Source organism: Mucilaginibacter sp. P4_G9, assembly GCF_056400985.1.
This window is the reverse complement of record NZ_JBFUKF010000132.1, coordinates 1-13,498: the sequence shown is the minus strand read 5'-3', so window position 1 is coordinate 13,498 and position 13,498 is coordinate 1. Positions and strand designations below refer to the sequence as shown.

At 43.0% G+C, this 13,498-nt stretch carries 12 protein-coding genes; 8 read left to right on the top strand and 4 right to left on the bottom strand.

Annotated features, from left to right (window positions below; translation table 11 throughout):
• From AC1DPZ_RS13115 to mutL, 3 genes are all read right to left on the bottom strand, one after another.
• Nucleotides 1–779: rhomboid family intramembrane serine protease (locus tag AC1DPZ_RS13115; RefSeq protein ID WP_477403997.1), on the bottom strand; the 779-nt coding region annotated here is incomplete at its 3' end.
• A gap of 35 nt (nucleotides 780–814) precedes the next feature.
• Nucleotides 815–1,531: a rhomboid family intramembrane serine protease gene (locus AC1DPZ_RS13110; protein ID WP_477403995.1), complete on the bottom strand. Its 717-nt coding sequence runs from the start codon at nucleotides 1,529–1,531 to the stop codon at nucleotides 815–817.
• Between the two features lie 21 nt (nucleotides 1,532–1,552).
• Entirely contained in the window at nucleotides 1,553–3,412 is a 1,860-nt protein-coding gene (gene mutL, locus AC1DPZ_RS13105; RefSeq protein ID WP_477403993.1) for a DNA mismatch repair endonuclease MutL, read from the bottom strand.
• A 210-nt stretch (nucleotides 3,413–3,622) separates the two neighbouring features.
• Here mutL and AC1DPZ_RS13100 point away from each other — a divergent pair, with 210 nt between their 5' ends.
• The 7 genes from AC1DPZ_RS13100 to AC1DPZ_RS13070 all read left to right on the top strand — a co-directional run bounded on the left by AC1DPZ_RS13100 (nucleotide 3,623) and on the right by AC1DPZ_RS13070 (nucleotide 12,769).
• Nucleotides 3,623–5,254 (top strand): amidohydrolase, encoded by a 1,632-nt coding sequence (locus AC1DPZ_RS13100; RefSeq protein ID WP_477403991.1) that lies wholly within the window; start codon nucleotides 3,623–3,625, stop codon nucleotides 5,252–5,254.
• Entirely contained in the window at nucleotides 5,241–7,058 is a 1,818-nt protein-coding gene (locus tag AC1DPZ_RS13095) for a serine hydrolase domain-containing protein (protein WP_477403989.1), read from the top strand. Before AC1DPZ_RS13100 ends, AC1DPZ_RS13095 begins: the two co-directional genes overlap by 14 nt.
• Before the next feature lie 602 nt (nucleotides 7,059–7,660).
• Nucleotides 7,661–8,227: a peroxiredoxin family protein gene (locus AC1DPZ_RS13090; protein ID WP_477403987.1), complete on the top strand. Its 567-nt coding sequence runs from the start codon at nucleotides 7,661–7,663 to the stop codon at nucleotides 8,225–8,227.
• A 12-nt stretch (nucleotides 8,228–8,239) separates the two neighbouring features.
• A complete protein-coding gene (locus AC1DPZ_RS13085; protein WP_477403985.1) occupies nucleotides 8,240–10,435 on the top strand; it encodes a response regulator in 2,196 nt (731 codons plus the stop codon).
• A 361-nt stretch (nucleotides 10,436–10,796) separates the two neighbouring features.
• A complete protein-coding gene (locus AC1DPZ_RS13080; protein WP_477403983.1) occupies nucleotides 10,797–11,597 on the top strand; it encodes a helix-turn-helix domain-containing protein in 801 nt (266 codons plus the stop codon).
• Nucleotides 11,598–11,745: 148 nt separating this feature from the next.
• Nucleotides 11,746–12,129: a VOC family protein gene (locus AC1DPZ_RS13075; protein ID WP_477403981.1), complete on the top strand. Its 384-nt coding sequence runs from the start codon at nucleotides 11,746–11,748 to the stop codon at nucleotides 12,127–12,129.
• Between the two features lie 73 nt (nucleotides 12,130–12,202).
• Nucleotides 12,203–12,769 carry a hypothetical protein gene (locus AC1DPZ_RS13070; RefSeq protein WP_477403979.1) on the top strand — a complete coding sequence of 189 codons (567 nt, stop codon included), beginning with the start codon at nucleotides 12,203–12,205 and terminating at the stop codon, nucleotides 12,767–12,769.
• A gap of 5 nt (nucleotides 12,770–12,774) precedes the next feature.
• On the opposite strand, the gene AC1DPZ_RS13065 is transcribed toward AC1DPZ_RS13070, so the two are convergent.
• Complete coding sequence (locus tag AC1DPZ_RS13065; RefSeq protein ID WP_477403977.1) at nucleotides 12,775–13,197, bottom strand: VOC family protein; 423 nt, start codon at nucleotides 13,195–13,197, stop codon at nucleotides 12,775–12,777.
• Nucleotides 13,198–13,365: 168 nt separating this feature from the next.
• On the opposite strand from AC1DPZ_RS13065, the gene AC1DPZ_RS13060 reads away from it, so the two are divergent.
• The coding region (locus AC1DPZ_RS13060; RefSeq protein ID WP_477403999.1) for a glycosyltransferase at nucleotides 13,366–13,498 on the top strand (133 nt) is incomplete at its 3' end.

Genomic DNA, 13,498 nt, shown 5'->3' with positions numbered 1-13,498 from the left:
ATTTCGTCCTGACGGGGATACTCTATGCTGTTTTTACCGGTAATATTATGTACTACCTTTAATTTTGACTTTGATTTGAATAAACTGGCTATCCATGTAATCCAATCATGCCCCTTTTGAAGCTGTTTAACGTAGATGAACCCAAACAATGCCCCGCCCAGGTGAGCTATTTCCCCGCCCGCGTTTGGACCAACGGTGCCCAAAAAGTCAATCACCAGGATAACAAATACCAACCATTTTAATTTTACCGGGCCAATAAACATTAATGATATAGCGTAGTTAGGTAATAAAGTAGCTGTAGCTACAACAATGGCCATAACGCTGGCCGATGCACCAACTATTGTACTTCCTATGGCCGCATGTATATTGGTAAACGCCGGTAAAAAATTTAAGCATAATAAATAGGCCAGGGCGCCGGCCAGGCCCCCCATAATGTATAAGCCTATAGTGCGTTTGTTGCCCAGATACTCTTCAAATATTTGGCCCATCCAATATAGCCACAACATATTAAACAGGATATGCAATATGCCGGCATGCATGAACATGTAGGTTAAGGGTGTCCAAAAATGGGTTAATAGTTTTGGGAAATAGGCTGGAAGCAGCAGGTATTCATTACTGTAAAAAAGTATTAGGCTATTACCAAATCCCGTAAAAAACTGCTCAATAACAGCTGTTGCATATACAGCCAGGAAAACAATTACATTGATGCCAATGAGCAGGTTGAGCTTATTGCCCGACCGCAGCATTTTATAGTGGAGATTTTGCCAAAGGGTGCTCATAAAAATGTACCGTTATTTATTGATAACTCTTGTTGTTAATATAAATTGTTTGGTCGTTCCATTCGCCAAACTTTTAATATAATATAGCCAAATAATGCCCCACCAAGGTGCGCGAAATGAGCAACAGAGTCCCCTGCAAACTGCCCAAACCCGCTAAATAATTCTATTAGAATATAGCCTGTAACCAAATATTTGGCTTTAACCGGTACGGGAATAAATAGTATCATCATTTCCACATTGGGGAATAGGAACCCAAAGGCAAGTAATAGCCCAAATATTGAGCCAGATGCACCTAAAGTTGCCCCGCCGTATATTTCCCTTAACTTGTTAAAACCCTCCAGGTTAACATATGGCGAAAGATCGCCGTTGGCAATGGTAAAAGTGCCTATTACTCCATGTACCTCAATGGCCTGTACCAGCATTTGTAAGGCCAAAGCACCAATACCCGTTATAAAATAGTATTGCAAAAAGCGCTTGGAGCCCATGGTATACTCCAGGGTTGGGCCAAAAATGTACAAGGCAAACATATTGAAAAAAATATGTGAAAAACCGGCATGCATAAACATGTAAGTAATAATTTGCCATGGATGAAATAAAGGCGAATTAAAATAAAACGCCGATAGCAATGTAATCAGGTCTATTCCGAGTCTGGCAAATACATACGTTCCTATAAAAAACAAAACATTAATGATCAACAGGTTTTTTACAACCGGCGTAATATTTGAAAATGGTGATTGACTGTATTGGTTCATAGTATAATTAAAGCCCCTGGGCTATTTTTCAAAGCGTTCCATTAATTCGGTCATTGTAAAGGTACTGATTACGGGCTTCCCGTTCAATGCCTGGTTGGGCATTTGGCAGGCAAAAAGCTGGTCAATCAGCTGGTTCATTTCCTCTAATGATAATTTGGTTCCTGTTTTAATAGCCGCATTGCGTGCTAATGACCTTGCCAGGTTATCCCGCTTATCTACTTTTAAAATAGCCAAATTGTTTTTAAAGCCTTCTAACAGACGCTCAAGCAGCTCATGCTCGTCTACATTGTTTAGTTCGGCGGGTACACCTTCAACAACCACCGTGTTTTTACCAAACTCGCGGATATCAAACCCAAGCGCTTTTATATCGGGCAAAAGTTCCCTTAATAACTCAAAATCGCTTCCGTTTAATGTTACCGATTGCGGAAATAGGCTCTGCTGGCTCACCCCGGAGTGATTTTGCAATTGCTGTAAAAAACGCTCATACAAAATGCGCTCATGCGCTGCCTGCTGCCCTATCAGCATAAAGCCCGATTTAATTTGTGAGAGGATGAACCTGTTGTGGATCTGAAACAATTGTCGCTCACTTGGCTTACTTACCTCCTGTTCATCAACTGCTATGCTTTTTTCCCCGTGCATCTGTTGTTGCAGGCTGGTTTCCTTTTTGCTGATTTCGTACAGGGTATCCCAATTGCCTGGAATTGGGCTGCTTTTGTAATTGCCACTATCCCTTAAAAATGGGTGCTGTTCGCGGGGTGTTTTTTTCTCGGCAGCAAAAGGGTTAAAATCCGGGTTGAAAGATATGGTAGGCGCAACTATTTCCTCAAATGGTTTTGGGGTGATGAGGTGCTCGATGCTGTTCTCCTGGTCAAAATCCAAACTGGGGGTAATGTTRTATCTGCCCAAAGAACGTTTTACTGCCGAGCGGATAATGGCATAAATAGCCTTTTCGTCCTGGTATTTAATCTCGGTTTTAGTAGGGTGTACATTAATATCAATTTTCGATGGATCAATATCGATGAATAACACATAAAAAGGGTAACAATCATCAGGTAACAACTCCTCGAATGCCGTGAGCACGGCGTGGTTTAAATAGGCATCGCGGATAAAGCGATAGTTCACAAAAAAGAACTGCTCGCCCCTTGTTTTGCGCGCAAACTCGGGCTTGCCAACAAAACCGCGTAAATTGATGATGGTAGTATTCTCTTCAACCGGTACCAATCTTTGGTTATAATTATTCCCGAATAAATGAACAATGCGTTGTTTAAGCGCGGCGCCCGGCAAATGATAAACCTCCTGCCCGTCATGATGCAGGGTGAAAAATATCTGTGGATTGGCTAAGGCCACACGTTGAAATTCATCGATGATATGGCGCATCTCTACCGGGTTGCTTTTTAAAAAGTTACGGCGGGCCGGGGTATTATAAAATAAGTTTTTTATAGAGATGGATGTACCGGTATTAGCAGAGCATGCTTCCTGGCTTATCACTTCTGATCCTTCAATAAAAATGCAGGTGCCCAGCTCGTYCTCGTGGCGGCGGGTTTTTAGCTCAACCTGGGCAATGGCGGCTATGGATGCCATTGCCTCGCCTCTGAAACCCATGGTGCGGATGGCGAACAGATCTTCGGCTTTACGTATTTTTGAGGTGGCATGGCGCTCAAAGCACATACGGGCATCGGTAATGCTCATGCCGCAGCCATCATCAATTACCTGTATCAATGATTTTCCTGCATCTTTTATAATGAGCTGTATTTTGCTGGCCCCGGCATCAATGGCGTTTTCAACTAATTCTTTTACTGCAGATGCAGGTCGTTGCACCACCTCGCCGGCGGCAATCTGGTTGGCAACGGCGTCTGGTAAAAGCTGTATAATATCTGACATTTAAAAAAATTCCCTTCAATTTCGTTTTCGATGCTAAATTAAATATTTGAAGGCATAACTTTATGATTTGATAATTGTATATAAACAGGATGACAGAATAAAGATAAAAGAGCAAAGACAAAGATCATAAAGCATTTATTATTAGCTGTTCCGGTTTCCCGTCCTTGTTCTTTGCTCCTTAATCCATCATCTTCAAAAGGAGCTATCTATATGAAGAAATTATTGCTGGCGCTGTTGCTTTTGGTTGCAGCCTGCAAACAAAAAGAGTACAATGCCGATCTTTTAATAAAAAATGCCCTGGTTTATACCGTCGACAGCACCTTTACCACTGCTAATGCATTTGTGGTAAATCATGGTAAAATTGTAGCCGTTGGCAATGCCGATACACTGGAGCAAAAATATTTGGCACATGAGGTGATTGATGCACAGGGGGCTGCCATTTATCCGGGTTTTATTGATGCGCATGCCCACTTTTATGAATATGGCCTTGGCTTACAGGAAGTAAACCTTGATGGAACCAAAAGCTGGAACGAGGTTGTGGATTCGGTGGGGGCTTACTCTGCCCGTAACACCGATGGTTGGATTATAGGTCGTGGCTGGGATCAGAACGATTGGACAAAAAAACAATTTCCGGATAAAGCCAGGCTCGACAGCATGTTCCCGGTAAGGCCGGTGATACTTAGCCGTGTTGACGGGCATGCCATAATTGCCAACCAGGCAGCTTTAAATATTGCCGGGGTAAAACCCGGCCAAACCATTAATGGCGGCGAAATTGAAACCATTAATGGCAAACTTACGGGTATATTGGTTGATAATGCCATGGGTATTGTTATGCGCAAAATACCCGAACCAGCCGCCCCTGTTGTGGAGAACGCGTTGTTATCGGCACAAAAAAATTGTTTCGCGGTTGGACTGACAACGGTTGATGATTGTGGATTACCCTATACCATGATCAGCACCATTGCCGATCTGCAGCACAAGGGATTATTAAAAATGCGCATGTACGTAATGCTGGCCGACAGGCAGGAGAATTACGATTACCTGTTTAAACGGGGCGTGTTTAAAACCCCCGGCCTTAATGTAAGGGGATTTAAGGTTTATGCCGATGGCGCTTTAGGCTCAAGAGGCGCATGCCTGTTAAAACCTTATGCGGATAAAAAAAGCTGGAGCGGCTTTTTGTTGAGCAGCCAGGCCCACTTTGGGGAGGTAGCCAAAAAGATTGCCGGAAAAGGTTTCCAGATGTCTACCCATGCTATTGGCGACTCGGCCAACCGGGTGATCCTGAAAATTTACGCCTCGGTTTTAAAAGGGAAAAATGACTTGAGGTGGAGGGTTGAACACGCGCAGGTAATAGCCCCCGAAGATGTTAAATACTTTGGCGACAATAACATTATCCCATCTGTACAGCCTACTCATGCTACATCAGATATGTATTGGGCGGGTAAACGTTTAGGTGCCGAAAGGTTAAAATCGGCCTATGCTTACAAGACATTATTAAAGCAGAATGGCTGGATCCCTTTAGGGACAGATTTCCCGGTAGAGAATATTAACCCCATGTATACGTTTTATTCTGCGGTGGAGCGGAAGGATCTGAAGGGTTTCCCTGCGGGCGGTTTTCAGCCGGAGAATGCTTTGAGCAGGACAGAAGCTTTAAAAGGTATGACCATTTGGGCCGCTAAAGCCAATTTCGAAGAAAAGGAAAAGGGCAGCATCGAACCTGGTAAATATGCCGACTTTGTGATATTGGATAAGGATATCATGAAAGTAAAGGGAGCCGAACTGCCAACTGTTAAAGTGATTAAAACCTATATAAACGGAGTAAAAGTATATGATAAAAAATAAATGGGGTTGTGTTTCCTTAGTGTTGTTGGGGTTTGCATTATTTAATACGGCTTGTGCGCAAAACCCGCCCCTTACTGGTAAAAATTATGTTGCAGAGGAAAGATTGGTTCAAAATTCTACCGTTCTGCTCAACAATGCCCAATACCTCATTCCACTACAAAAACTGGAAGACCTTAAAATAGCCAGCGTTCATTTTACCAACCAATATGCTGCAACCTTTGATAGCCTGTTAAATAAATATACCAGGGTACAGGCTTTTGACGGTAACGGCTACACAGGGAATAAAACGTTTAATGACCTGGCTGCCGACCTTAAATGGTACAATACCATTATACTACAGGTAAATGACGCCGATTTGAGCAACCCGCAGCTGATAGATTTTATCAGCACCAATCAAAAAATAAAAAACGTAATAGTAGCCGCATTTGGCTATGGCCCAATGTTGACCAAGCTGAATAATGTTACTGTACCCGTGATATGGGCAGAGCGGGTAACATCTGTTTCGGCGTCCTATGCGGCCCAGGCAATATTTGGAGGAGTCCCCATTACCCAAAAGTTAACCAAAACTTATTCGCCGGTTTATAGTAAGGGTATGGGATTTGTTTCCGATAAAATAAGGCTCCAATACAGCGTACCCGAGGATGCAGGTATTAATTCTGATAATTTACTGGAGATTGACAGGATAGCGCGCGAGGCCATGACCCAGCGCGCTACACCTGGTTGCGTGGTGTTGGTTGCCAAAGATGGCAAGGTAATATTTAACAAAGCTTATGGCTACCATACCTATGAAAATGCCGTGCCCGATAAGCTGACAGATATATTCGACCTGGCATCCATGACCAAGGTTTCGGCTACTACGGTTGAAGCCATGCAACTGGTCGACCAGGGCAAATTAAGTATAGAAAACACTTTGGGCGATTATATTCCGCTTGCCCGCAGGAGTAATAAAAACAACATCAAGGTACGCGAGATCCTGCTGCACCAGGCAGGACTGATACCGGATATTCAGTCTTTTGAAAGGGTGCAGCCATCGGATCATAGTACCGATTCGTCAGCTGCTTATCCAACCAAAGTATCAGAGCATTACTTTTTGCGGAAAGACTACTATAAGGATGTTATGCTGCCTGAGATGCTAAACTCCCCAATAAAAACACCTGGGCAATATGTATATAGTGATGTAAGCATGCTGTTTATGCAGGAGGTGGTAGAAAGCATTACTTCCATCCCCGAAAATGTTTATGTGCAGCAGCAGTTTTACACCCCCCTGGGAATGCAAACCGCGGGTTTTTTACCCTTGTATAGGTTTAGCCCGGCGCTGATAGTGCCTACCGAAAACGACCAGGAGTACCGTCAAAGCCTGCTGGATGGTTATGTGCATGACCCTACCGCGGCCCTTAAAGGCGGGGTGGCCGGGCATGCCGGTTTATTTGGCAGCGCCAATGACGTAGCCATACTTTACCAGATGCTGCTGAACAAAGGCACCTACGGCGGGGTACAATACTTTAAACCTGAGGTAGTTGACCTGTTCACTTCAAAACAATCGCCGGTTAGCAGGCGGGGGTTGGGTTTCGACAGGTGGGACCCGATTGCCGACAGGCATTACCCTTCAAAGCTGGCATCGCCGCAGGCCTATGGCCATACCGGTTTTACAGGTACTTGCGTTTGGGTCGATCCTAAGTACAACCTGGTTTATATATTCCTGAGTAACAGGGTACATCCAAGCGTGAGTAGTAAATTGGGCAGCCTCAACATACGGCCAAGGATTCAGGATGTGGTTTATGAGGCAATAGGGAAGGGGATGTAGGGATTTCGATTTTTAATTTGGACCCCGGCAAGATCTTGTCAGCACCATGCACAAAGGACGTGAAAAACATATCCTTATAAATACCCTCGGGGCTGCTTGTGAAGTTATTTCCATATCCGTTCATTCCCCTTTCCACTACCTTTAACGCCCATACCGGGAGAATAGTAAAAGATTGGATAAGTTTTGTAAAGCCACAGCTTATTATTATACACTTTTATACAACATTTATACAACTTGTTTACAGTTTTGTAATAGGTATTGACGGGTAAAGAGTTAAATTACATATTTGACAAGCTTTAGTTAATAGTGAGGGGGATTAGGTGCAGATCTAATTCCTCTCCTTATCCACTTTTATCCCCTCCAGAGCGAAGGCCAACAATTTCGCATAGACTCAACCCTTATTTCCTAATCTGAAATTGAACATTCCAATTCCAAAATGAAGGATTGTTTTGTACCTCCCGATGCTGCTCAGAGTAATATCTAAATCTGAATATCATAATTCCAAAATGAAGAATTTAATGATTACAACCTTTTAATAATATATCCGTACTAATACGGAAAGAAAGGCTGAGATGAGGAAGTGGATAGTCATAATTTGGTTAATGATCCTTCTTTCCGCGGTGGGTGTATTGTTTTGGTATAACGAATGGGTGTACCAATTACCTACTCCTGTACCTAAAAACTACAAAGCGGTTAGTCAGGGTAAGTTTATTAAATTAAGCGGACCATTAACCAGTTACCATAGCAAACCTCTTTTTCTTCATTTCTTTAATCCGGAGTGCCCCTGCTCAAGATTTAATATTAAAACTTTCAGATCGCTGGCTAAACAATATGGCAGCGACGTAGATTTTGTAGTGATTGTGATGAGCAAAAAAACCTTTACTGTTGAAGCTATACAGGATAAATTTAATTTAAATATACCTGTTTTGTCCGATACGACTATAGCCACCACCTGCGGAGTTTATTCTACGCCGCAGGCGGTTCTGTTAGATGCACAGCATAAATTATATTACAGAGGAAATTATAACAGCAGCCGATATTGTACCGACGAAAAAACAAGTTATGCCAAAATAGCAATAAAAGGCCTGCTGCATGATAACGCTAAAATGGTTTTTGACCAGCTGGCATTACGGGCTTATGGCTGTCAGCTGCCGCATTGCACCAATTAATAAGTATTAATTATGAACAACTATCCTGAGGCTGCTAATAACCCGGTTCATGATTTTCTTTTTGAAGTAAAAGAAAGATCAGATGGTTTAATGAATTACTTTCTGATAAGTTATTTTTTGGGAGGATTGGTATTTGCCTGGTACTATGATACATGGCTGATAGCAATTGGGGTGGGCGGGCTTTCGCTGCTGGCCTATTATTCTGTAAAAATAGCCTTGCCCGATTCCTGCCTGTACCAGTACGTATTAAGTGTGGTATTAGGTATTTTTATGGCCCAGTTTATTTACCAGATGCATGGGCTGTTTGAAATGCATTTTGTTGCTTTTATCAGCAGCGCCATACTAATTACCTACCAAAAGTGGCGACTGCAGATTCCCATTGTAATTGTAGTGGTTTTGCATCATGCAATCTTCAGTTACCTGCAGAACACCGGCTTTACCAAAATTTATTTCAGCCGGCTGGATTATTTTGATTTACAGACTTTTATTATCCATATTCTGCTGGCCGCTGTGATATTTTTTATTTGCGGATTGTGGGCATATCAACTCAAAAAATATAACGAAATACAGAAACGGAATGAAGAAGCCCTTGAAGATTCCAATCATCAATTAAGAAAATTTAACCTGGAGCTTGAAAAGGCCCGCCATGATGCCGACCAGGCCAACCAGGCTAAGAGCATATTCCTGGCTACTATGAGTCATGAGATCCGCACCCCTATGAACGGGGTGATAGGGATGTCGGCCCTGTTGGGAGAAACCCCCTTAACAGAAGAGCAGCGGATGTTTAACGAAACCATTAGTACCTGTGGCGAAACATTGATAAATGTGATTAATGATATTTTAGATTTTTCCAAAATCGAATCCGGTAAACTGGAGCTCGAAACAGATGATTTTGATTTGCGGAAATGCATCGAAGACGCACTCGATATTTTTGGCACCAAAGCCGCCAAAACCGGGCTGAACCTTGTTTATCAAATACACGATAATGTACCCTTGCAAATTGTGGGAGATCATTTACGGTTAAGGCAAATTTTAACCAACCTGGTGGGCAACGCCATGAAGTTTACAGAGCGGGGCCAGGTTTGTGTATTTGTTCATTTGGAAAAAACGGGGTTAGATGGACAAATGGAATTAAGGTTTGATATACAGGATACCGGCATTGGCATACCGCAAGATAAATTAAACCGCTTGTTTAAAGCATTTTCGCAGGTGGATTCATCCACTACACGTAAATATGGTGGCACGGGCTTAGGCCTGGCTATCTCCGAAAAACTGGTTGGCTTAATGGGCGGACAGATCAGCGTAGTAAGTAAGCCTGGCCATGGTTCTACTTTTTCGTTTACGCTTAATACCCGTGCCGCAACACGGGTACAGATACCTTATACCCTGTATAGCATGGCCGAGCAGGAAGGTAAGACGATACTGGTGGTTGATGATAACGAAACCAACCTAACCATTTTGAAACACCAGTTTGAACATTGGAAGTTAAAACCGCTATTAGCCGGTAGCGGCCAAGAGGCCCTGGCTATCTTATCAGCAAACGCGGATACAGACCTGGTTATTACCAATATGCAAATGCCCGGTATGGATGGGGCGATGCTGGCAGCACGCATCCGCGAAAAATATCAGCACATTCCCATTATCCTGTTGAGCTCTATTGGAGAAGAATTTAAAAGCGATTTGCGTAAACGTTTTGTTTCAATTTTAACCAAGCCGGTTAAGCAACATATATTAAGCAAACAGATTCTTAATGCGTTACAGCATTACACTCCGCTGCAGGAGGAAACGTTTGTACATAATAAACTGTCGCCTGATTTTTGCGGACAGTTTCCGTTTGCTATACTGATTGCAGAAGATAACCAAATGAATCAGCATGTGATTATGCATATTTTGCATAAAATGGGCTACCACCCCGACCTTGTTGAAAACGGGCAAGAGGCCGTTGAAGCAGCCAATCAAAAAGATTATGGTTTGATTTTGATGGATATGCAGATGCCGGTTATGGATGGGCTGGAGGCAACCCGGATTATTCGCCGGACAGTTGTAAAGCAGCCTGTTATTATTGCCCTGACTGCCAATGCGCTGGAGGGAGAAAAAGAAAAATGCTTGAAAGCGGGAATGGATGATTATATCAGTAAACCTGTTAAACCCGAAGAGCTGATGAATAAGTTTGAAAAATGGTATGTAACCGCGAATACAGGCGCTTGACCCATCCTTCATTGTGAGTAGTAAAATTTCGCGAAACGCTGAAGGAGTGAATGGTGTTTTAAAAGGTTTTTTGCAAAAAAAACTCTTTTGTCATCCTGAACGATAGTGAAGGATCTACTCTCCGCCATGCTTCTTCGCCCTGTACAGTCTGCGAATAGATCCTTCACTATCGTTCAGGATGACAAATCTTTTAAAAAGTCATTCTCCCTTCAGAGTCCCCGGGTTTTAGCTCTTGCAATAAGGCGTGGGAAAGGATGCTAAATTGCTTGATTATCAATCTAAAAATCAAAAATTAACCTTAATTTTAAATTAATAAATCTGAACAGACGAAGCCCTCAACGAAGTTAATCCGAAATCAAAAATGCGCTACTACACCATCCCTCCACCCGATATATTAAAACCTTATGTGAGGTTTTTTTGGGTGCTGGAGCATGAGTTTACAGCGGATGAGCCGGAATATGTTTACCGGTCTATAGCCGATGGCTGTACCGAGATGGTGTTTCATTACCGCGCCACCTTTGATGAGCTAACGGATAGCGGCCACAATGCAGGTCCGTCGGGTATTCAATTTCAATCAAGCAGGTACAGGAGGTTTGTAACCAGGCAGAGTTTTGGCATTTTTGGCGCCTATATTTATCCATTCGCTGTACCCCGCTTTTTCCGCATCCCCAGTAGCGAGACCAGTAACCTTGCCTTGGATTATGATACATTTTTAGGCGGGCCCGGCCGCAAACTGGAAGAGCATATGATGCTTGCCCCGGATAATTATCAACGGACCCGGATTTTAAGCGATTTTTTAACAGACAGGTTACAGCGTAACACCCCAAAGGACGACCGCATAGTTACCTCTATAAGGCAGGTAATCCATTCCAATCAAAACAAAACTGTTGCACAGCTGGCTGATGCATTTAACCTATCGGTAAGGCAGTTCGACAGGCGGTTTAAGGAATATGCAGGTTTTAGCCCCAAAACTTACCTGCGCCTGGTGCGCCTGCATGATGCTATACAACAATACAGCAGCAACAAATCATTAACACAAATAGCGCTCGACTGCGGATACTACGATCAATCGCATTTTATACATGATGTAAAGGCTTTTACCGGCTATCATCCCGGCTTTTATTTTTCGGGGAAAGCGGAAGGGTTTATAAGTCTGAAGTGAAAAGTCAAAAAGAGGGCATCCTGAGCTGTCGAAGAACGCGCGCCGGGGCCGTGACAATTAAAAGTCGAAAATCCTAAATTAAAAGATGTCCGGTTTTTACAATTTTGCTTATACCCGGCGCCCTACATTTGTTTAAAAACAAACCGAAATGGAAACTGTAAAAAACCTCCCCGAAAATTATCAGCGTATTATGCCTTACCTTATTATAAAGGATGGGGCTAAATTTATTGAGTTTATGCAAAATGTTTTTGATGCCACGGAGCAATATAAACACATGCGCGATGAAACAACCATTATGCATGCCGAGATAAATATCAAGGGCAGCACCATTATGTTTGCCGACTGTACCGATACCTATGCCCAACAAAATGCCGGGCTGTTTATTTATGTAGATAGCTGCGACGAAACCTACCAAAAAGCTCTTGATAACGGAGCCGAAAGTGTTATGCCCCCAGCCGACCAGCCCTATGGCCGCAGTGCCGGGGTTAAAGATCCGTTTGGGAATACCTGGTGGGTTACTAATGTGCTGTAGTTGGTGCAAATGAATTGAACAAAATATTATTATGGAAATTAAGGCATAACTGCATCTTGTATTAAATTCAACTATGATGATGAAACTTAGCTACCCGGCATTTAAAAAAGGGCTTGCATCTATACTGCTTTGCTTAAGCACTGTGCTTGCTATAGCGCAAACAGATACGGTTTACCGGCACTTACCGGATGCAAGGGAGCGAACACCGTTGTATGTAATAAATAACCATATTATTGGCAGCGGCCTAAACATTAACCCTAATGATATTGAGGCCATCAACGTTTTTAAGGGCACCGAAAATATTCCGCCGCAGTTCAGGAACCTTTCTAAAGATGGAATTTTATTCATAAACCTYAAAAAAGGAATTGAAATAAAAACGCGGTCGTTTAAGGAAATTAAAGATTGGTTGGATATAAAAGAAGATGTTAGGTTTGCTGTAGATGGTTTTTACGTAGATGACATGAACCTGGTGGTAGCCACATCATCCATTTGCCAGTTGGAAGTGATCAAAAAGCAGCAGCAAAACAAATCAGTCCCCGATGTGATCAACATCTGGACGCTGGAACCCGGTGCAAGAAAAGGTCATGTGCCGGGAGCGCCGCATCCTACAGGTAAACCGGGCGAGATCTATATCAGGTAAACAAACTACAATACCTGGTTAAACTCCAGTCGTTCGCCATCCGGCCCGGTGATGTTAAAGTATTTGCAGCCGTTTTTCCAGAATTGCAGAAAAACCGGGGCCGGTTCTATCACATTAAAACCGGCTTCGGATATTATTTTAAAAGCCTCGTCGATATCGCTTACATCAAAAGCAACATGATCTATATGGCCGTTGCCGCGGGCTTTTATCCCGGCCAGGTCTGCTTGGGGTAGCTGGTACAGCTCCATGATCATGTTGCCGCGCTGCATCATAATGCAGGTGCCGGTACCACCCTTATCTTTAAACGGGGCCTCCATTACATTGCTGAAACCAAGCCGGCTGTAAAATTGTTGCGAGGCGGATAGATCCGTTATCGGTATCCCTATGTGCTGTATGGCGTTGATTGTTAAATTAATAGCGTTATTCATGGCAGATGAATTAATGGGTAATTTATTCCGGTCTAAGGTAATACAACTGTGCATTTAAACAAATCCGAAACAGAACATCGGATTTCTGATATCGTCAKGATGATTTTACACAGTGTTAACACATTTGCCATAAATTGCTGTTAAACTTGCATCGAAAATCAACTATAAATGAAGATCGGAATTGTTTGTTACCCAACCTTTGGCGGAAGCGGGGTTGTTGCTACTGAACTTGGTAAAGCCCTTGCAGATCGCGGTCACCAGGTACATTTTGTTACCTATAACCAGCCGGCAAGGTTAGACC

What these genes read in the sequence shown, in the direction of transcription:
- AC1DPZ_RS13085 (WP_477403985.1), top strand. Translation starts at nt 8,240, where the DNA reads ATGAACAACTATCCTGAGGCTGCTAATAACCCGGTTCATGATTTTCTT.
- AC1DPZ_RS13095 (WP_477403989.1), top strand. Translation starts at nt 5,241, where the DNA reads ATGATAAAAAATAAATGGGGTTGTGTTTCCTTAGTGTTGTTGGGGTTT.
- AC1DPZ_RS13065 (WP_477403977.1), bottom strand. Translation starts at nt 13,197, where the DNA reads ATGAATAACGCTATTAATTTAACAATCAACGCCATACAGCACATAGGG.
- AC1DPZ_RS13100 (WP_477403991.1), top strand. Translation starts at nt 3,623, where the DNA reads ATGAAGAAATTATTGCTGGCGCTGTTGCTTTTGGTTGCAGCCTGCAAA.
- AC1DPZ_RS13090 (WP_477403987.1), top strand. Translation starts at nt 7,661, where the DNA reads ATGATCCTTCTTTCCGCGGTGGGTGTATTGTTTTGGTATAACGAATGG.
- AC1DPZ_RS13110 (WP_477403995.1), bottom strand. Translation starts at nt 1,531, where the DNA reads ATGAACCAATACAGTCAATCACCATTTTCAAATATTACGCCGGTTGTA.
- AC1DPZ_RS13080 (WP_477403983.1), top strand. Translation starts at nt 10,797, where the DNA reads ATGCGCTACTACACCATCCCTCCACCCGATATATTAAAACCTTATGTG.
- AC1DPZ_RS13075 (WP_477403981.1), top strand. Translation starts at nt 11,746, where the DNA reads ATGGAAACTGTAAAAAACCTCCCCGAAAATTATCAGCGTATTATGCCT.